This is a genomic window from Pseudomonas sp. GW823-FHT05G12, from assembly GCF_058795575.1.
Window position 1 is genome coordinate 1751913 of sequence record NZ_CM179501.1, and the last position, 18073, is coordinate 1769985.

Annotated in this window: 20 protein-coding genes; 17 read left to right on the forward strand and 3 right to left on the reverse strand. The window is 63.7% G+C overall.

Annotation, left to right across the window (positions count from 1 at the left end; genetic code table 11):
- Positions 1-37: 37 nt before the first annotated feature.
- The 3 genes from AC3RCM_RS08115 to fliK all read right to left on the reverse strand — a co-directional run bounded on the left by AC3RCM_RS08115 (position 38) and on the right by fliK (position 4709).
- Entirely contained in the window at positions 38-2749 is a 2712-nt protein-coding gene (locus AC3RCM_RS08115) for a dermonecrotic toxin domain-containing protein (RefSeq protein ID WP_198747912.1), read from the reverse strand.
- Positions 2750-2817: 68 nt separating this feature from the next.
- Positions 2818-3156: an EscU/YscU/HrcU family type III secretion system export apparatus switch protein gene (locus tag AC3RCM_RS08120; protein ID WP_020190265.1), complete on the reverse strand. Its 339-nt coding sequence runs from the start codon at positions 3154-3156 to the stop codon at positions 2818-2820.
- Positions 3153-4709 carry a flagellar hook-length control protein FliK gene (gene fliK, locus AC3RCM_RS08125; RefSeq protein WP_492629495.1) on the reverse strand — a complete coding sequence of 519 codons (1557 nt, stop codon included), beginning with the start codon at positions 4707-4709 and terminating at the stop codon, positions 3153-3155. The genes AC3RCM_RS08120 and fliK overlap by 4 nt, the downstream gene beginning before the upstream one ends.
- 236 nt (positions 4710-4945) lie before the next feature.
- On the opposite strand from fliK, the gene ccmA reads away from it, so the two are divergent.
- The 17 genes from ccmA to AC3RCM_RS08210 all read left to right on the forward strand — a co-directional run bounded on the left by ccmA (position 4946) and on the right by AC3RCM_RS08210 (position 17983).
- Positions 4946-5578 carry a cytochrome c biogenesis heme-transporting ATPase CcmA gene (gene ccmA, locus AC3RCM_RS08130; RefSeq protein WP_003254385.1) on the forward strand — a complete coding sequence of 211 codons (633 nt, stop codon included), beginning with the start codon at positions 4946-4948 and terminating at the stop codon, positions 5576-5578.
- The gene (gene ccmB, locus AC3RCM_RS08135; RefSeq protein ID WP_012273477.1) at positions 5575-6243 is read left to right on the forward strand and encodes a heme exporter protein CcmB; all 669 of its coding nucleotides are present in this window, start codon (positions 5575-5577) and stop codon (positions 6241-6243) included. Before ccmA ends, ccmB begins: the two co-directional genes overlap by 4 nt.
- Positions 6244-6289: 46 nt before the next feature.
- Positions 6290-7057, forward strand: coding sequence for a heme ABC transporter permease (locus tag AC3RCM_RS08140; protein WP_010955058.1), 768 nt, complete (start codon positions 6290-6292; stop codon positions 7055-7057).
- Positions 7054-7230, forward strand: a complete 177-nt coding sequence (gene ccmD / locus AC3RCM_RS08145; protein ID WP_003254380.1) for a heme exporter protein CcmD — start codon at positions 7054-7056, stop codon at positions 7228-7230. The genes AC3RCM_RS08140 and ccmD overlap by 4 nt, the downstream gene beginning before the upstream one ends.
- Positions 7227-7682, forward strand: coding sequence for a cytochrome c maturation protein CcmE (ccmE, locus tag AC3RCM_RS08150; RefSeq protein WP_014590169.1), 456 nt, complete (start codon positions 7227-7229; stop codon positions 7680-7682). Before ccmD ends, ccmE begins: the two co-directional genes overlap by 4 nt.
- On the forward strand, positions 7679-9667 hold the full coding sequence (locus AC3RCM_RS08155; RefSeq protein ID WP_010955057.1) for a heme lyase CcmF/NrfE family subunit: 1989 nt from the start codon (positions 7679-7681) through the stop codon (positions 9665-9667). Before ccmE ends, AC3RCM_RS08155 begins: the two co-directional genes overlap by 4 nt.
- A complete protein-coding gene (locus AC3RCM_RS08160) occupies positions 9664-10200 on the forward strand; it encodes a DsbE family thiol:disulfide interchange protein (RefSeq protein ID WP_014590171.1) in 537 nt (178 codons plus the stop codon). The genes AC3RCM_RS08155 and AC3RCM_RS08160 overlap by 4 nt, the downstream gene beginning before the upstream one ends.
- Positions 10197-10673, forward strand: a complete 477-nt coding sequence (locus AC3RCM_RS08165) for a cytochrome c-type biogenesis protein (RefSeq protein WP_492629496.1) — start codon at positions 10197-10199, stop codon at positions 10671-10673. Before AC3RCM_RS08160 ends, AC3RCM_RS08165 begins: the two co-directional genes overlap by 4 nt.
- Entirely contained in the window at positions 10666-11862 is a 1197-nt protein-coding gene (ccmI, locus tag AC3RCM_RS08170) for a c-type cytochrome biogenesis protein CcmI (protein ID WP_064491598.1), read from the forward strand. Before AC3RCM_RS08165 ends, ccmI begins: the two co-directional genes overlap by 8 nt.
- Positions 11863-11874: 12 nt before the next feature.
- Positions 11875-12291 (forward strand): hypothetical protein, encoded by a 417-nt coding sequence (locus AC3RCM_RS08175; RefSeq protein WP_003254373.1) that lies wholly within the window; start codon positions 11875-11877, stop codon positions 12289-12291.
- A gap of 609 nt (positions 12292-12900) precedes the next feature.
- Positions 12901-13089, forward strand: coding sequence for a hypothetical protein (locus tag AC3RCM_RS08180; protein WP_492629497.1), 189 nt, complete (start codon positions 12901-12903; stop codon positions 13087-13089).
- 38 nt (positions 13090-13127) lie between these two features.
- Positions 13128-14066 carry a 2-hydroxyacid dehydrogenase gene (locus AC3RCM_RS08185; RefSeq protein ID WP_492629498.1) on the forward strand — a complete coding sequence of 313 codons (939 nt, stop codon included), beginning with the start codon at positions 13128-13130 and terminating at the stop codon, positions 14064-14066.
- Positions 14067-14118: 52 nt separating this feature from the next.
- Positions 14119-14907 (forward strand): PhzF family phenazine biosynthesis protein, encoded by a 789-nt coding sequence (locus AC3RCM_RS08190; protein ID WP_010955053.1) that lies wholly within the window; start codon positions 14119-14121, stop codon positions 14905-14907.
- A gap of 67 nt (positions 14908-14974) precedes the next feature.
- Positions 14975-15382, forward strand: a complete 408-nt coding sequence (locus tag AC3RCM_RS08195; protein WP_004577113.1) for a GFA family protein — start codon at positions 14975-14977, stop codon at positions 15380-15382.
- A 127-nt stretch (positions 15383-15509) separates the two neighbouring features.
- Entirely contained in the window at positions 15510-15848 is a 339-nt protein-coding gene (locus AC3RCM_RS08200) for an FKBP-type peptidyl-prolyl cis-trans isomerase (protein ID WP_104961068.1), read from the forward strand.
- A gap of 234 nt (positions 15849-16082) precedes the next feature.
- Complete coding sequence (locus tag AC3RCM_RS08205; RefSeq protein WP_064493261.1) at positions 16083-16745, forward strand: histidine phosphatase family protein; 663 nt, start codon at positions 16083-16085, stop codon at positions 16743-16745.
- Positions 16746-16789: 44 nt separating this feature from the next.
- Positions 16790-17983: a D-amino acid dehydrogenase gene (locus AC3RCM_RS08210; protein ID WP_492629499.1), complete on the forward strand. Its 1194-nt coding sequence runs from the start codon at positions 16790-16792 to the stop codon at positions 17981-17983.
- The last annotated feature ends 90 nt before the right edge of the window (positions 17984-18073 follow it).

The window sequence follows — 18073 nt, forward strand, 5'->3', positions numbered from 1 at the left end:
AGGTGTCGCCAGGCCCGTTCAGTATCCGCTGTTCATTTCAATTGCGAACCCAGGAGTGATTGCCGCCCACGCCGGCGAACCGGTTCAGGGGCAGCAGTTGCTTCAGGGCTGTATTGGCTTGCGAAGGGTTGATGAATGGATAGGTGTTGACGCGTGGCATGGTGTGCAGGTTGATGATCTGGCGCAGGGTCCGCAACCCGGGTAGATGGCGATCGACCACTTCAGTGAGCAGTGCCGGCCCGGTTAGGTAGCTGAGCGTGTTGGCATAGCGGTAGAAACCGCTCGGGTCCTGTTCCAGGCTCGGTCGGCTTTCGTAGAAGTCTGCATGGGTCTGGAAACGTGCGAGCATTTCATCGGAGATCGCATCCAGCAGTGGGTTGCCTGGGTGGCTACCAATGAGGCTGGTGTTGTACAGGCAATTCATGCTCATTTTCTCGTTGGACATCGGCGGTGGCAGCAGCAGCCCATCGGGTGGGGTGCGCAGCTCGACCTGATCGATCGTTTCGCCCTTGCCGTCCGGCAGCAGGAAGTCGTCCACGTCCATGTACAGCCCACCCTCATGGTGCAGCATCCGGTAGCGCAGCACATCGGTCGCAGACGCGTAATTGGTGGCGATGCCACCGTTGCCATCCAGCGCTGCCTCGTACTGCGCGTAATAGCGGCTCTGGCGGAAGGCCCGGAAGAAGCCTTGCTCTTCAAGCGGCAATACCTGCAGCCCTGGCGCCCGGGCTGCCAATAGCCTTGCGTTCTGTTCGTAAGCGGTAGGCGAAGCCTTCGACAGAAACAGGCGCATGCTGTATTCACTGTCGCTCAGGCGCGCGGCGTTGGCGGCAAGGTTGGCCAGCAATGGCTCGCTAATGACTTTGTCGCCGACCCAGAGGCTGGAGATAAGTTTGGGGATGGGGGCGCTGTCCGGGGCCGGTGTCGGAATGGTGACTGGCAGTGGCAGGTCGACACCCAGCGCGCGCAAGGTGCGGGTGCGCATGGCGTCGGTGACTGGGCGCTGCCTGTCGAGCGCCACAAGGTCACGGCTGCCAGGCACTGCGATGTAGGCTTGCGGCTCGACCTCGTTGACGGTTTCCTTGATGATGAATGCGTCGTGCTCCAGGTCATAGACCACGCGTGCATTGTAGGTTTCGATGCTGCATTCCAGGTCGTCCAGTTCGCCATCGTAGTGTGGCAAGCGTATCACCGCGCCGGCAACAGCCGGGTCGCCTTCGTCAAGCGGTGTAATCGGCTCGTGGTGGTGGAAGTACTCCGCGCCTTCTGGCTCTGGAAGCCGCGGTGGGCTGGTCGGGCTCAACGGATAGCCGAGCTGCTCGTTGACCTCGCGCGGCATGACAAAACCATCGCTTTTGAACTCGAACAGGGCCTTGATGCCTGCGCTGCCCTCCGTTGCCAGCGGTATGGCGTTGAACAACCCCCAGGCGATGTCGCCAACCCCGTCCTGTTTGGCTTTCAGGCTGTGGCCGTTGATCACCTGATCCAGGCCCAGGCCCAACTGGGCAATGCCACCGACCGCCAGCAGTGGCGCCAGCCCCGGCACCACCAGGCACAGTGGCGCCAGCAGGTTGAGCGTGTTGGTGAGGTAGCCACGCCATTTGGCTTTGGTAACCTGACTATCGGTGGTGATGACAAAATCGGCATCGTCATAGCTGCGCTGGCGCTGGCGCTCGGTCAGGGCTGCGAACATATCCCCGGTCAGTTTGGGGTTGTATTTGCCAGGTTTGTAGTTCACGTAGGTTCGGGGGGGCCAGACGCCATCATCGTTGAAATAACCGTGTTCAGGCGGCAGCCGGTGCCGGTCCGGATAGTCGCCAAGGCCCTCGAGCGCGGTGTCCAGGCCACTGAAATCCAGGCCCTGGGGGCGGTCGGCGAGCCTGAAGTGTTGCGTTAGCGCTTCGCGTCGGGCGGGGTCCTTGCACTGATCGCCCACCCAGTCCTTGAGCTGGTTCTCGCTGGCGAATTCGAGCAAGGGCGAGCTGTTACCTGGCATGTACAGCAGGGTCAGATCGCTGTGGGGGGCGTTGATGTACAGCAGGTCGGTGGCCGCATAGCCATAGATGCTCAGCGTGCTGACCCGTATCTTGAAGCGCTGCGGCATCATGCCGGCGGCTTGCCATGCCAGTTCCCTGGCGGCATCGCTCAGGCGCCCCTGGTTGACCTGGGCGTTGCAGGCGGCGATGAAATTGAGCTTGCTGGCCAGGCGGTGAGTGTCCTGATGCTCCTGCCAGTAAGCGTCGAGCATGGCTTTGAACGGTTGGTGAAAGTCCAGCGCTTCGATGAACCGCTGGAAGGCTTCAGCCGGAACCTGAATGTGGGTCGAGGCATCGTAACGGGCGGGGGACGATCGCTGGAACAGGCCGTTATACACCTCGAAGGCGGCGCCCTGATGGCCAAAGCCCAGCGTTGGCAGGCGATCGACCAGCTTCAACGGCCCTTGGGGGAAGGTGCCTGCCCAAGGGTTGGCGAACAGTGCGCCGATGAGGTTGTTATCGGACTCCCCTTGCCAGTTGCCCAGCAGCGCCTGGGTCATGCTCTGGGTCTGTTGGACCGCTGCCACATACCCTTGGTCATCCGGCCGGTAGTGCAGGGTGACCACATCGACGCGATCGGGGTCGATATGCACACCTTGCCCGGCAAGCCACTGCCGGATCAAGCGATGGGCTTCGCGGTCCGGGCGTGGGATGTTGGCCAGATGGTCTACTACGAACTGCACGCCTTTGGCGTTGATTCTGCTGTCGATCATGACGGTACACCTTGTACGTGGGAGGCCGACAAGGTTGGGCGCATGGAGGGGGAGGGGGTGGTAGATAGTTACTGGCCAGTGCCGGGCAGCGGGGGCAATGGTGGGGTGATATCGCGCTCTGCCGGGCGCGGATCATCGAAGCCGGCGGGTACCTTGCCGCGCAGGTGCCAGGCGAAGGCGATGATCTCGGCAATGGTCAGGTACAGCGCCTCGGGTATTTGATCGCCCAGCTCCAGCCGCGCCAGCAGCCGCACCAGCTCGGCGTTTTCGTAGATCGGCACTTCGTGTTCGCGGGCGAGCGCAAGGATGGCCTCGGCCAGGTCCTCGTCGCCCTTGGCGGTGAGGGTCGGTGCCTGATGGCCGTCGTAGTTCAGCGCTATGGCTTGGCGTGGTGTCGTATCGTTCATGCGGTTTCGTCCACCCAGCGTTGTTCCATCCGTGTGCGTGGCCCCTGCGGCGGGATGCCCGGGTGGCACTCCAGGTCGCCGACTTCCAGGCCCCGGGCCAGCAGGCGCGCGCGCAGCGCGCCAAGCTGGGCGTCGATCAACCGCGCGGTCTGCTCGCGCTCCGCCCATAGCTGCCCGCTCAGGCGGCCCTCGCTCAGTTGTGCCTGCACTTGCATGGGGCCGAGCGGGGACAGGTCGAAGGCCAGCTCGATGCGCCACAGGGCTTGCCGAGGGTCTTGGGCTTCATGTTGGCGGTCGGCCTGTTGTTGTGGGGTTTCTTCGCGCTGCAGTTTGACTTGCAGCGGGATGAAGTCCTGGCCGTGGCGGATCGGCACTTCAGTTTGCCAGGTGGTCTGCAGGTTGCCGTTTTCCAGCGTGCCGGTTTGTTGCAGGCTGCTCATGGCGTGGCTCTGCAAGCGTGAAACGGCAGCGGCAGCCAGGCGCAGCAGCTGTTGCAGGTCGCCTTCCTCTTCCAGGGCCTTGAGCAGGCGCGACGGTAATGGGAACGCGCCCGGCTGCGGCTTGGGGCTGACCCGCTCGAGCATGCCCAGTGCGCTGCGCGCCAAAGCCGGCATGGTCACGGCCAGGCTGGCGGGGTTGAGATTGGCAGCGCTTGCCGGGAGGGCAGGGGCCTGGGCCATCAGCCGCAGCAAATGCGCCTTGAGGTCGGTGGCGACGCTGGCGGTGGACCCACTCAGCAGCTTCGCTTCGAGAAAGCTGCCGCTGTTGTTCAGGGCCTGGGCCACTGCCTTGGCGTCGCCCAGTTGTCGGGCGTCCGGCAGGCTTGCCAGCAGGCGTTCGGCGCTGGCGCGCAGGTCGCCATCGACGCCTGGGTCGCGGGTGAGCTGTTGCAGGGCGTTGAGCAGGCCGGGTAGCGAGGCTTGGCGGTTTTGCTGGGTCAGCAGCTGTTGGGCAATGCTGAGTTGGTCCTGCCTGCCGCTGAGCGGCACGAAGCGCAATGACTGATCACCCTGCACCAGGGCGCTGAGCAGGCTGCCAATGGCCAGCGGGCGCGGGCTGTCGATGCTCAGTGTGGCGCCGGCCTGGTTGCTGTTGAGCAGGCTGACCAGCGCCCGGTACACGGCCGGTTGGCCGGGTGCCTGGGCCAGCAGCTGGTTGGTCAGGACCTTGCCTTGCAGCAAGGTGCCGACCGGCACCTTGCTGGTGTCCAGCTGGGTGAGGGTGGCGACCTGGCTGGCACTGGCCTGTTGCAGCATGATCGCCAGGCGGTTGCTTTCGGTCTGGCTGACGGTGATCTGGCTGCCTTGTGGCAGCGGCTGGCTGGCGTTGGCCTGAAGCTGGGTCTGCACGCCGTTGGCCTGCATCAGCCGTAGCACCAGCTGAAAGTCCTGGCCCGTCTGGCGCAACGATAAAACCTCGGCTTGCGCGGTTTCGCCAGGAGCCAGCAGCCCAGGCTGCGCCTGGATCAGGCGCAGCAGATCGCCGGTCATGCCCGCCTTGATGGCTTGGCTGTTGATCGCGGTTTGTGCGCCGAGACTATTGATTTCAGTCATGATTGTATACAACCTGTCGAGCCCGGCCTCTTGGCAGCGCGGCGGCGCGTGTAATAATGCCGCGCGCCTGTGGTTGCCAGTATAACGGCAGCGCGCGGGGCGACTTGAGACACAAGGGCTTTGGAGCGGTTTTGGCTGCTTCGCGGGTGAACCCGCTCCTACAGGGTTGTAGGAGCGGGTTCACCCGCGAAGCAGGCGACGCCGCCCCAATGCCCTACTAAAGATAAGGCGAAACCGTGACCCTTCACCTTCAAGCCGCGGGCCTGGCCTGCGAGCGCGACTGGCGCCTGCTGTTCGAACAGCTCGATTTCGAGCTGGGCGCCGGCGACATGCTGCAGATCAGTGGCCCCAACGGCAGCGGCAAGACCAGCCTGTTGCGCCTGCTGGCCGGGCTGATGCAGCCGACGGCCGGGCAGATTCTGCTGGGTGGCAAGCCCCTGGCAGAACAGCGTCATGCCTTGGCCAGCGCCCTGCTGTGGATTGGCCACGCCGCCGGCATCAAGGACTTGCTCACCGCCGAGGAGAATCTCACCTGGCTGTGCGCCCTGCACCAGCCGGCCAGCCGCGAGGCAATCTGGGCGGCGCTGGAGGCTGTCGGCCTGCGCGGTTTCGAAGACGTCCCCTGCCATACCCTGTCGGCCGGTCAGCAGCGCCGTGTGGCCCTGGCCCGGCTGCACCTGGCTTGTCCGCCGCTATGGATTCTCGACGAGCCGTTCACCGCGCTCGACAAGCAAGGCGTGGCGCAGCTTGAAGCGCACCTGGCAGCCCACTGCGAGCAGGGCGGCACGGTGGTGCTGACGACTCACCACACACTGGAACGCAAGCCCTCCGGTTATCGAGAACTGAACCTGGGGCAATGGGCTGCATGAGCGTATTCATTTTGTTGCTGCGCCGCGAAGCGCGCCTGCTGTTCCGTCGCCCCGCCGAACTGGCCAACCCGTTGGTGTTCTTCGCCATTGTCGTGGCCCTGTTCCCGCTGGCGGTCGGCCCGGAAAGCCAATTGTTGCAAACCTTGTCGCCGGGCCTGGTCTGGGTGGCGGCGTTGCTGGCCGTGTTGTTGTCGCTGGACGGCCTGTTCCGCAGCGATTTCGAAGACGGCTCGCTGGAGCAATGGGTGCTGTCGCCGCACCCACTGGCGTTGCTGGTGCTGGCCAAGGTGCTGGCGCACTGGATCTTTTCCGGGCTGGCGCTGGTATTGTTGGCGCCACTGCTGGCACTGATGCTGGGGCTGCCAAGCCATTGCCTGCCGGTGCTGCTCGGGTCGCTGCTGCTGGGGACGCCGGTATTGAGCTTGCTGGGCGCGGTAGGTGCGGCACTGACAGTCGGCCTTAAACGCGGAGGTTTGTTACTGGCGTTGCTGATTCTGCCGTTGTATATCCCTGTATTGATCCTGGGCAGTGGTGCGTTGCAAGCGGCGTTGCAAAATATGCCGGCAACCGGCCATCTGCTCTGGCTCGCCAGCCTGACGGCCCTGGCCGTTACCCTGGCACCCTTTGCGATAGCGGCCGGCCTGAAGATCAGCGTCGGCGAATAACGAGTCCCGGGCTCTCAAGCCCGGCAAATACCCTGGATGTACCCTGATGAAAATAAGCTGGACGTGGTTCCACAAGCTGGGCTCCCCGAAATGGTTCTATGCCATCAGCGGCCGCATGCTGCCGTGGCTGGCCGGTGCTGCCGTGCTCCTGCTGCTGGTCGGCATCACCTGGGGCCTGGCCTTCGCCCCCCAGGACTACCAGCAGGGCAACAGCTTCCGCATCATCTATATCCATGTGCCGGCGGCGATGCTGGCGCAGTCCTGCTATGTGCTGCTGGCGGTGGCCGGGGTGGTGGGGCTGGTGTGGAAGATGAAACTGGCCGACGTCGCCCTGCAGTGTGCCGCGCCCATTGGCGCCTGGATGACCGCCGTGGCGCTGGTTACTGGCGCCATCTGGGGCAAGCCGACCTGGGGCAGCTGGTGGGTGTGGGATGCCCGCCTTACGTCCATGCTCATCCTACTGTTCCTGTACTTCGGCATTATTGCGCTGGGCCAGGCGATCAGTAATCGTGACAGTGCGGCCAAGGCCTGTGCGGTGCTTGCGATTGTCGGTGTGGTGAATATCCCGATCATCAAGTATTCGGTGGAGTGGTGGAACACCCTGCACCAGGGGGCCACCTTCACCCTTACCGAAAAGCCGGCGATGCCGGCCGAAATGTGGCTGCCGCTGTTGTGCACGGCGCTGGGTTTCTACTGTTTCTTCGGCGCCGTACTGCTGCTGCGCATGCGCCTTGAAGTGCTCAAGCGCGAAGCACGCGCCAGTTGGGTCAGGGACGAGGTATTGAACAGCCTGGGGCGGAGGGCCGCACAATGAGCTTTGCCACCTTCGGTGACTTTCTCGCCATGGGCCACCATGGCCTGTACGTGTGGTCGGCCTATGGCATCTGCCTGGCGGTGCTGGCGCTGAACGTTGGTGCGCCACTGCTGGCCCGTCGTCGCTATTTGCAAGAAGAGGCGCGCCGTTTGCGCCGGGAGAACAACCAGTGAATCCGCAGCGCAAGAAACGCCTGTTGCTCATCGTCGGCCTGCTGGTCGGCGTCGGGGTTGCCGTCGGCTTTGCCTTGAGCGCATTGCAGCAGAACATCAACCTGTTCTATACGCCGACCCAGATCGCCAACGGCGAAGCCCCGCTGGACACGCGCATCCGCGCTGGCGGCATGGTGGAGAAAGGCTCGGTGCAGCGTTCGGCCGACTCGCTGGACGTGCGTTTCGTGGTAACCGACTTCAACAAGTCGGTACCCATCACCTACCGCGGCATCCTTCCCGACCTGTTCCGCGAAGGGCAGGGTATCGTCGCCCTTGGCAAGCTCAACACCGAAGGTGTGGTGGTAGCCGATGAGGTGCTGGCCAAGCACGACGAGAAATACATGCCGCCCGAAGTCACCAAGGCCCTGAAGGAAAGCGGCCAGGCCGCTACCGGCGGGGAGACGAAGCCATGAACGCAGCACTGGTAGTCCCCGAACTGGGCCAGTTGGCGATGATTCTGGCCATCTGCTTTGCCGTCGTGCAGGCCAGTGTGCCGTTGCTTGGCGCGTGGCGTGGCGACAGCCTGTGGATGAGCCTGGCGCGGCCGGCAGCGTGGGGGCAGTTCGCCTTCCTGGCGTTTGCCTTTGCCTGCCTGACCCATGCCTTCATGACAGACAATTTCTCGGTCGCCTATGTGGCCAGCAATTCCAACAGCGCCTTGCCCTGGTACTACAAGTTCAGTGCGGTGTGGGGCGCCCATGAGGGTTCGTTGCTGCTTTGGGCGCTGATCCTCGGCGGCTGGACCTTTGCCGTGTCGGTGTTCTCCCGGCAGTTGCCGCAGGTGATGCTGGCCCGCGTGCTGGCGGTAATGGGCATGATCAGCGTGGGCTTCCTGAGCTTCCTGATCATTACTTCCAACCCGTTCCAGCGCCTGCTGCCGCAGGTGCCGACCGATGGCCGTGACCTCAACCCGCTGCTGCAGGACTTTGGCCTGATCGTTCACCCACCCATGCTCTACATGGGCTATGTGGGCTTCTCGGTGGCCTTCGCGTTCGCGATTGCCGCCTTGCTCGGCGGCCGGCTGGACGCTGCCTGGGCGCGCTGGTCGCGGCCGTGGACCATCGTCGCCTGGGCTTTCCTGGGTGTTGGCATCACCTTGGGGTCGTGGTGGGCCTACTACGAACTGGGCTGGGGTGGCTGGTGGTTCTGGGACCCGGTGGAAAACGCCTCGTTCATGCCTTGGCTGGTGGGCACCGCACTGATCCACTCGCTGGCGGTGACCGAGAAACGCGGGGTGTTCAAGAGCTGGACCGTGCTGCTGGCAATTGCCGCATTCTCGCTGAGCCTGCTGGGTACCTTCCTGGTGCGTTCCGGGGTGCTGACCTCGGTGCACGCGTTTGCCGCCGACCCGTCGCGGGGTATTTTCATCCTGTTTTTCCTGCTGTTCGTGGTCGGCGGGTCGCTCACCCTGTTCGCCCTGCGCGCACCGGTGGTCAAGAGCCAGGTCGGTTTCGCCCTGTGGTCGCGTGAAACGCTGCTGCTGGCCAACAACCTAGTGCTGGTGGTCGCGGCTTCGATGATTCTGCTCGGTACCCTGTACCCATTGGTGCTCGATGCCCTGACCGGGGCCAAGCTGTCGGTCGGCCCGCCCTATTTCGACGCCTTGTTCCTGCCGCTGATGGCGCTGCTGATGGTGGTGCTGAGCGTGGGCGTGGTGGTGCGCTGGAAGGACACCCCGGGCAAATGGCTGGTCAGCATGATGACCCCGGTATTGATCGGCAGTGCCATCCTTGCCCCGGTTGCCGGCTTTATCGTCGACGATTTCGATTGGCCGACGCTGACGGCCTTCGCCCTGGCCGCCTGGGTGGTGCTTGGCGGGCTGCGTGATATTTTCGACAAGACCCGCCACAAGGGCCTGGTCAAAGGCCTGCCGGGCCTGGGCCGCAGCTACTGGGGCATGCAACTGGCGCACTTGGGCCTGGCGGTGTGTGCGCTAGGCGTGGTGCTGTCCAGCAACAACAGCGCCGAGCGCGACCTGCGCATGGCGCCGGGCGAAAGCGTGGAGCTGGGTGGCTACCACTTCCTGTTCCAGGGCGCCAAGCACTTCGAGGGGCCGAACTTCATCTCTGACAAGGGCACCATCGTGGTCAGCCGCGAGGGCCGTGAAGTGACCACACTGTACCCGGAGAAGCGCCTGTACACCGTGCAGCAGTCGATGATGACCGAAGCAGGCATCGACGCCGGCTTTACCCGCGACCTGTACGTCGCGCTTGGCGAGCCACTGGAGAATGGCGCCTGGGCTGTGCGCGTACATATTAAGCCTTACGTCCGCTGGATCTGGCTGGGCGGTCTGCTGACCGGCCTGGGCGGGTTGCTGGCGGCCCTCGACCGGCGCTACCGCGTCAAGGTCAAGACCCGGGTGCGTGATGTCCTGGGCGTGTCTGGAGCAGCTGCATGAAGCGTTGGATCATGGTAGTGCCCCTTGCAGTATTCCTGCTGGTGGCGGTGTTCCTCTACAAGGGGCTTTTCCTCAAGCCCGACGAGCTGCCTTCGGCAATGATCGGCAAACCGTTCCCTGCGTTTTCCCTGGCGTCGACACAGGGGGACCGCACCCTGACTCAGGCCGACTTGCAGGGGCGCCCGGCACTGGTCAACGTATGGGCCACCTGGTGTCCGTCGTGCAAGGTCGAGCACCCGTACCTGAACCAGCTGGCACAGCAGGGTGTGGTGATCCATGGGGTCAACTACAAGGATGACAACGCCGCCGCGCAGAAGTGGTTGGCCGAGTTCCACAACCCCTATCAGCTGGATATTCGTGACGAACAGGGCAGCCTGGGCCTGGACCTTGGGGTGTATGGGGCGCCGGAAACCTTCCTGATCGATGCCAAGGGCATCATCCGCTACAAGCACGTAGGCATCGTCGATGCCACGGTCTGGCGTGAACAGCTGGCGCCGTTGTACCAGGGCCTGATCGACGAGGCCAAGCCATGAGGCGCTGGCTGGCAGCTGCGGTGCTGGGCTTGAGCCTGGCCGGTGTGGCCAAGGCGGCGATCGACACCTATCAGTTTCGCGACGAGGCCGAGCGCGAGCGTTACCAACAGTTGACCAAGGAACTGCGCTGCCCCAAGTGCCAGAACCAGGATATTGCCGACTCCAACGCGCCGATTGCTGCCGACCTGCGCCGGGAAATCTTCCGCATGCTCGGCGAAGGCCAGAGCAACCAGCAGATCATCGATTTCATGGTCGACCGCTATGGCGACTTCGTGCGCTACAAGCCGGCGCTCAGCGCGCGTACCTGGCTGCTGTGGTTTGGCCCGGGGATCTTGCTGGCCGGTGGCTTCGTGGTGTTGGCGGTGATCGTACGCCGGCGCCGTGCTACGGCCGCGCAAGGCGCCGATGAGTTGTCTGCCGAAGAACGCGAGCGTCTCGCCAAACTGCTGGAAAAAGAACAGACCCATGATTGAATTCTGGCTTAGCGCGGGCCTTCTGCTGCTCGCTGCCCTCAGCTTTTTGCTGCTCCCGATCCTGCGTGGCCGCCGTCGCCAGCAGGAAGAAGACCGCACGGCCTTGAACGTGGCCCTTTATCAGGAACGTGTCGCCGAACTGGCGGCCCAGCAAGCCGCCGGTGTGCTCGATGAGGCGCAGATGGCCAAGGGCCGGGACGAGGCTGCCCGCGAGCTGCTGGCCGATACCGAAGGCGCCGAGGCCCCGCGCCAGGGGCATTTGGGCAAGGCCCTGCCGCTGCTGGCTGCGGGACTGGTGCCGCTGATGGCGCTGGGGCTGTACCTGCATTTTGGTGCGGCGGACAAGGTGGCGCTGACCCAGGAGTTTGCCGAGGCACCCAAGTCGATGGAAGAAATGACTACGCGCCTTGAGCGCGTGGTGCAGGCCCAGCCGGATTCGGCCGAGGCCATGTATTTCCTTGGCCGGGCCTACATGGCCGAGCAGCGCCCGGCCGATGCCGCGCGTACGTTCGAACGGGCCGTGGCCTTGGCCGGCCGCCAGCCCGAGCTGCTGGGGCAGTGGGCCCAGGCCCAGTACTTTGCCGCCAACAAGCAGTGGAGCCCGCAATTGCAGGCGCTGACTGACGAAGCGTTGAAGGCTGACCCCAACGAGGTGACCAGCCTGGGCCTGCGCGGTATTGCTGCGTTTGAAGGCGAGCGTTATCAGGAAGCCATCGACTACTGGAAGCGCTTGCTGGCGCAGTTGCCAGAAGGTGATGCATCGCGAGCGGCCCTGCAGGGTGGTATCGACCGCGCCGCCGAGCGCTTGGGTGGGGTGCCAGCAGAGGCGACCGAGCCTGCACCTGTGGCGGCTCGCCTGAAAGTGCGGGTGGAACTGGCGGCTGCCTTGAAGGACAAGGTCAAGCCGGACGACACGGTGTTTATCTTCGCTCGCGCCAGCAATGGCCCGCCGATGCCGCTGGCGGCCAAGCGGGTGACCGTGGCGCAGTTGCCGATCGAGGTGGAATTGTCTGATGCTGATGCGATGATGCCGCAGATGAAACTGTCGCAGTATGCCGAAGTCCAACTGGTTGCACGTGTTTCACGCGCGGGTCAGCCTACCCAGGGGGAGTGGGTTGGCCGGGGTGCTCCGTTGTCTAGCGCCACCCAGGCTACCCAGCGCCTGACCATCGACACTCCAGACCAGTAAGAGAGCAATGCCATGCACAGCACCGTCCGCCTGACCCTGATTACCCTGGCCCTGGGTTTGTCTGCGTGTACGGTGCATGAGCCGTACGAGCAGCCCGCGCCACCGATCGAGCGTGTGCCGCCGTCGGGGCCGGTGGTCAAGCCCTTGCCGGGCAGGCAGCCTGCCACTTCGCCGAGCAAGCCGGCGGCGATACCCAAGCCCATGCCGCGCACCTCGGCCAGCTTTGCGCCACCGCCTGGCGGGGCAAGCCACTGGGATCCCAAGCTGGGTGTATATGTGTTGGAGAAACAGCCCAATACCTTCTACCGGCAGCGTACCTACTATCGGTTTGATAACGGCTGGAGCTGGTCGTTGAGCCCGAATGGGCCTTGGCAGGAAACTGACAGCAGTGGTGTACCAGGTGGGTTAGGGCGGGCGTTCGCACAGTAACGCTGTTTCTGTATCTGCTTCTGCTTTTGCTTTTGCTTGTAAGCGCGCGATAGTTCAAGCGACGCAGATTGCGACTTCAGGAGGCCGAGCGCAGGGCTTGCGAAGGGAGGTGACGGGCATGGATGCCCGTCAAGCGCTGAGGCCCCATGGATGGGGCCTGCAGCGCGTACTCCCGGGAGCAAGACCGTAGCGAGGGAACCCCGGAGCGTAGCGCAGGGGCCGGATGATAGGAGCCAGCGTTTTTTGGTTACTTTTTGTCGCGTTTGACAAAAAGTGACCCGCCGTAAGGGCGGAAGGGTGACTATGCGCCCCCTGCGCGAATGAATACCTACGCGATGTGGATGCCCACATCCAAGAAGCAAGAAGCAAGAAGCGAACTCGTCTGTTTTGACTCAGCGAACCGTCCGTTTGCGATGGCGACGCTGACTCACCTTTTCGCCCTTACGGCGAGTCACTTTTTGTCAAACGCGACAAAAAGTAACCAAAAAACGCTGCGCTCCCATCATCCGGCCCCTGCGCTGCGCTCCGGGGTCCCCTCACTCCGGCCTTGCTCCCGGCAGGACCGCGCCGAAGGCCCCATCCTGGGGCCTCAGCGCTTGACGGGCATCCATGCCCGTCACCTGCCTCCGCAAGGCCTGCGTTCGGCCTCCTGAAGTCGCGAAGATCAAGATCAAGATCAAGATCAAGATCAAGATCAAGATCAAGATCAACAGCAACAGCAACAGCAACAGCAACAGCAACAGCAACAGCACAGTACAGTTTTGCCTTGTTATTTCCATTGACTGTACCGGCCGGTGACTCCGCATAATGACGCCTCGAATTCACCCGGAGGTGGCATGAGCAAGACAGTCCTGGTACTGGTGGAAACCGTCGACGATTACCTGCCCATGCTGGAGCAGGCCGGTTACCACCTGATCCGTGCCCCTTCGCCGCAACTGCGCGCCGATGCCATTCATCGCCACGCCGAAGAAATCGATGCGGTACTCACCCGTGGGCCGCTGGGGCTATCCGCCACCGAAATTGACGCATTACCCAGATTGCAGATCATCTGCGTGATCGGCGCCGGCTATGAGCAGGTCGACCTGGCCGCCGCCGCCGCACGCGGCATAACCGTCACCAATGGCGCCGGGGCCAATGCCGCAGCCGTCGCCGACCACACCCTGGCCCTGCTGCTGGCGCTGCTGCGCGACATCCCCCGTGCCGATGCCAGCACGCGGCGCGGTGAATGGAACCGGGTGATCAGCCCCTCGGTGAGCGGCAAACGCCTGGGCATTCTCGGCCTCGGCGCAGTAGGGCTGGCGATCGCCAAGCGGGCCCACTTGGGCTTCGACATGCACGTCAGCTACCACAGCCGCACAGCACGCCAGGATGTGCCCTATGCCTGGTACGACAGCCCCCGACACTTGGCTGAAGCCGTCGACATCCTGGTGGTGGCCACCCCCGGTGGCGCCAACACCCGGCATCTGGTCGATGCCCACGTCCTTCAGGCCCTGGGGGCTGACGGCTATCTGGTGAACATCGCCCGTGCCAGCGTGGTCGACACCCAGGCCCTGATTGCTGCATTGCAGCGTGGCCAGCTGGCTGGCGCCGCGCTGGATGTATTCGATGACGAGCCGACAGTGCCCGATGCACTCAAGGCCTTGCCCAACACCGTGCTCACACCCCACGTGGCTGGCCAGTCGCCAGAAGCCGCGCGCGACACGGTGGACTTGGTGCTGCGCAACCTGCAGGCGTTCTTTGCCGGTGAGCCAGTTTTGACCCCGGTACGCCCTTAACCCTTTTTCCAGATATCTGCCTGGCAGCGCCCGGGCAACAAGGAGTGTGTGCATGCAACTCGAAATCTTCCAGGTCGATGCCTTTTCCACTGAACCGTTCGGTGGCAACCCGGCCGCAGTGATCCCGCTGGACAGCTGGCTGCCGGACGATGTGCTGCAGCGCATCGCTGAAGAAAACAACCTGTCAGAAACAGCCTACTTCGTGCGCAAAGGCGAAACGTTCGACCTGCGTTGGTTCACCCCCACCGTGGAAGTCGACCTGTGCGGCCATGCTACCTTGGCCTCGGCGTACGTGCTGTTCGAGCAACTGGGTGAGCAGGCGCAAGTGCTGCGCTTCAATACCCGCAGTGGCGAGTTGCGCGTCAGCCGTGGCGCTGATGGCCTGCTGGCCATGGACTTCCCCGCCAAACAACCCGTAGCGGTCGACATGCCAGCGGGCCTGTTGCAGGCGCTGGGCTTGAGCCAGGCGAAGGCGGTGTACCTTAGCGACGATTATGTGGTGGTGATCGATGACGCCATGCTGCTCGAAACGTTGAAACCCGACTTTGTTGCGCTGTCGGCCTTCGACGTCCGTGGCATTGCCGTGACCGCGGCAGGGCGTGGCTTTGACTTCGTCACCCGCTGGTTCGGCCCGCGGGTTGGTGTGAATGAAGACCCGGTAACCGGTTCGGCACACACCTCGCTGGCGCCGTTATGGGCCCAAAGGCTGGGCAAGAACGTGCTGAGCTGCGAGCAGGGCGGGGCACGCAAAGGGCAGTTGCAGTGCGAAGTGCCGGGCAATGGCCGCGTGATCATCAGTGGGCGGGCGGCGTTGTACCTGCGGGGCAATGTGTACATCTAGTACGGCGTGCGATGCCCTGGGTGGCTTCTATAATTGCAGGCCCATCTTTCCGTTCAAGGAGCCACCCATGGCCCTGGAAAAACACGGCACCTGCCTGTGCGGCGACACGCGGCTGACGGTCACCGTCGACAATACCCATATCAGCGCTTGTCATTGCAGCATGTGCCGCAAGTGGACCGGCGGCCCGCTGCTGGTGGTGCACTGCAGCAAGCCTCCGCTGATCGAAGGGCGTGCGCCCAGCGTCTATGATTCGTCCGACTGGGCCCAGCGTGCTTTCTGTGGCCGCTGTGGTACGCACCTGTACTACCGGCTCAAGGCCAACGACTTCCATGCCGTGCCGGTCGGCCTACTCGATGGCGACCAAGCCTGGGATTTCGACCTGCAGATCTTCGTCGAAGAGAAACCCGCGTGGTACTGCTTCGCCAATCAGACCAAGGAGCTGTCCGGCCAAGAGGTGTTCGAGCAGAACAGCTGATTCAACGTCATGTCTGTACGGAGGCATTCCGTCGGCGAATGCCTCCGTACAATTCTGCGTGAACTTGCCAAACCGGTGCATTCCTGAGAAAAGGGCGGTTTTGTTTTTCAGCGTTTGGAGTGTACCCGTGAGCCAAGAACTGCAGATCATCGACCTGGTCGAGGGAGACGGCAAAGCCGCCGTCAAGGGTGCCCTGATCACCACCCAGTACACCGGCTGGCTGGCCGATGGCAGCGAGTTCGACTCGTCCTGGTCGCGCGGTAAGCCGTTTCAGTGCGTGATCGGTACCGGCAGGGTAATCAAAGGCTGGGACCTAGGCCTGATGGGCATGCGCGTTGGCGGCAAGCGCAAGCTGCAGGTACCGGCACACCTGGGGTATGGCGAACGCAGCGTAGGGAAGATCCCGCCGAATTCGGACCTGACCTTCGAGATCGAACTGCTGGAAGTGCTCACGCGGGATGATTGAGTGGTCACGTTGCAACCCGAGGTTCTTGCACCTTACACAATTGCGCAACACCCAGCCCCTAACCTAGGCCTTGCCTAGGGAACGGCAATCACCTCCAGGGAGGAACCAAACGGGTTCGGGGCACTCTGACCCTCACGCGTTGCCAAGGATGGCATTCACTGCACGGGCGCCCTGCAACTGGCCGGGCGATGTGGCGGGTAAACCCGATATTCTCTGCCACACGAGCCTGCCTTGATGAAGTTGCCAACATTCTTTCGCCGTCGCCGTCACTTGCTGCTGAGCCTGGTGCTCACTGCCATCGCCGCGCCGTTGGCGCTGGAGGCTGTCGAAAGCCGGGCACAACCGGTGGATGGCACCCAGACCCTGGTGTTTCTGCGTCATGGCGAGAAGCCGGGCGAGGGGCTCGGGCAGTTGAACTGCCAAGGCCTCAACCGTGCGCTGGACCTGGCCACTGTACTGCCCGAGCGCTTCGGCAAGGCCGACTATGTGTTTGCCGCCAACCCCACGCGGCATGTCGAGGAAGGCAGCCGGGACGAAAGCTACAGCTATATCCGCCCATTGATGACCATCACCCCCAGTGCCATCCGCCTCGGCTTGCCGGTGAATATCGACTACGGCGCCAACGACACCGCCGAACTGGCCGATGAGTTGCTGAGCGACAAATACCGCAATGCGACCATCTACACGGCCTGGTCCCACGGCTACCTGCCGGAACTGATCAACACCGTGGCCGGCAAGGCCCTGGGGGAGGAGCGGGTGATCACCGAGGACTGGAGCGGCGAAGACTTCGACACCCTCTACGTATTGACCCTGACCTGGCGCGATGGCAAGGCCAGCCTGCTGAGCCGCAATGTGCGCCAGGGCCTGAATGACGGTGCGCATAGCTGCCCGACCTGATCCGCTGGTACTGTTTGGCAAGGAAGCCGGAACAGGGATGAGCGATGAAGCAGCGGGTAACAGTGATCGGTGGTGGAGTGGTGGGCCTGGCGACGGCTTACGCGCTGGTGCGGGAAGGGTGGTCGGTTGACCTGATCGAGGCCCGCGACAGCCTGGCGTCGGCCACCAGCTTCGCCAATGGCGGGCAATTGTCCTATCGCTATGTAGCGCCGCTGGCTGATGCCGGGGTGCCGTGGCAGGCGCTGGGCTGGCTGTTGCAGGGCGAGTCGCCATTGCGCCTGCGCTTGCGCATGGACCCGGCCCAGTGGCGCTGGCTGCTGGCATTCACCCTGGCTTGCCGGCGTAGCGTCAATCGCCGTAATGCCGGGCAATTGCTTGAGCTGGCGCTGTGCAGCCAGGCCGTTCTGGCGCAGTGGCGCGAAGACCAGAACCTGGGGGATTTCGCCTGGCGGCGCAATGGCAAGCTGGTGGCTTTTCGCAGTGAGCGGGCCTTTGCCCAAGGCCGGGAACAGTTGACGGACCCGGCCAGTCAGCAGGTGCTGGCGGCTGCCGAGCTGCGCGGGCTGGAGCCTGCCCTGGATGGCGCACCGTTTGTGGGTGGCGTGTTCACGGCGGGCGAAGAGGTTGGCGATTGCCACGTGTTTTGCTTGCGGCTGGAAGCGCTGTTGCGCGCGTCGGGCCAGTGCCGTTTCCTGCTTGGCCGGCCGGTGACGCAATTGGTTCAGCGCCAGGGCCAGGTCGTGGCACTGCAACTGGGCGATCAGCAGCTGGACGTGGAGCAGTTGGTGCTGTGTGCCGGGCATCGCGGCCCAGGCTTGGCATTACCGGGGGTGCAGATACCGGTTTACCCGTTGAAGGGCTACAGCCTGACCGCGCCGATCAGCGCCGGGCATCTGCCCCCGGAGGTGAGCCTTACCGACTATGAGCGCAAGATTGTCTATGCACGCCTGGGGCAGCAGCTGCGGGTAGCGGCGATGGTGGACATTGTCGGCTTCGACGAGTCGGTGGACATGCGCCGTTTGCAGAGCATGCGGCGGCTGGCGCTGGAGACGCTGCCAAGGGCGGCGGATTATGGCCAGGCGGTGGAGTGGGCGGGGATGCGACCCGCGACACCGACCGGGGTGCCGATCATAGGTGGGACAGTGTACCGCAACCTGTGGCTGAACCTGGGGCATGGGGCGTTGGGATTCACCTTGGCCTGTGGCAGTGCGCAGCGCTTGGCCGAGATGATGCGTTAAGCGGGCCGGCCTCTTCGCGGCTAAAGCCGCTCCTACGAGGACCCCACGGTATTCAGGCGGGTGGTGGTTCTGTAGGCGCGGCTTCAGCCG

Coding starts and splice junctions, on each gene's coding strand:
- AC3RCM_RS08155 (WP_010955057.1), top strand. CDS start 7,679: ATGAACGCAGCACTGGTAGTCCCCGAACTGGGCCAGTTGGCGATGATT.
- AC3RCM_RS08180 (WP_492629497.1), top strand. CDS start 12,901: ATGCCCGTCACCTGCCTCCGCAAGGCCTGCGTTCGGCCTCCTGAAGTC.
- AC3RCM_RS08165 (WP_492629496.1), top strand. CDS start 10,197: ATGAGGCGCTGGCTGGCAGCTGCGGTGCTGGGCTTGAGCCTGGCCGGT.
- AC3RCM_RS08190 (WP_010955053.1), top strand. CDS start 14,119: ATGCAACTCGAAATCTTCCAGGTCGATGCCTTTTCCACTGAACCGTTC.
- AC3RCM_RS08120 (WP_020190265.1), bottom strand. CDS start 3,156: ATGAACGATACGACACCACGCCAAGCCATAGCGCTGAACTACGACGGC.
- fliK (WP_492629495.1), bottom strand. CDS start 4,709: ATGACTGAAATCAATAGTCTCGGCGCACAAACCGCGATCAACAGCCAA.
- ccmI (WP_064491598.1), top strand. CDS start 10,666: ATGATTGAATTCTGGCTTAGCGCGGGCCTTCTGCTGCTCGCTGCCCTC.
- AC3RCM_RS08205 (WP_064493261.1), top strand. CDS start 16,083: ATGAAGTTGCCAACATTCTTTCGCCGTCGCCGTCACTTGCTGCTGAGC.
- AC3RCM_RS08160 (WP_014590171.1), top strand. CDS start 9,664: ATGAAGCGTTGGATCATGGTAGTGCCCCTTGCAGTATTCCTGCTGGTG.
- AC3RCM_RS08175 (WP_003254373.1), top strand. CDS start 11,875: ATGCACAGCACCGTCCGCCTGACCCTGATTACCCTGGCCCTGGGTTTG.
- AC3RCM_RS08185 (WP_492629498.1), top strand. CDS start 13,128: ATGAGCAAGACAGTCCTGGTACTGGTGGAAACCGTCGACGATTACCTG.
- ccmB (WP_012273477.1), top strand. CDS start 5,575: ATGAGCGTATTCATTTTGTTGCTGCGCCGCGAAGCGCGCCTGCTGTTC.
- AC3RCM_RS08140 (WP_010955058.1), top strand. CDS start 6,290: ATGAAAATAAGCTGGACGTGGTTCCACAAGCTGGGCTCCCCGAAATGG.
- AC3RCM_RS08195 (WP_004577113.1), top strand. CDS start 14,975: ATGGCCCTGGAAAAACACGGCACCTGCCTGTGCGGCGACACGCGGCTG.
- AC3RCM_RS08210 (WP_492629499.1), top strand. CDS start 16,790: ATGAAGCAGCGGGTAACAGTGATCGGTGGTGGAGTGGTGGGCCTGGCG.
- AC3RCM_RS08115 (WP_198747912.1), bottom strand. CDS start 2,749: ATGATCGACAGCAGAATCAACGCCAAAGGCGTGCAGTTCGTAGTAGAC.
- ccmD (WP_003254380.1), top strand. CDS start 7,054: ATGAGCTTTGCCACCTTCGGTGACTTTCTCGCCATGGGCCACCATGGC.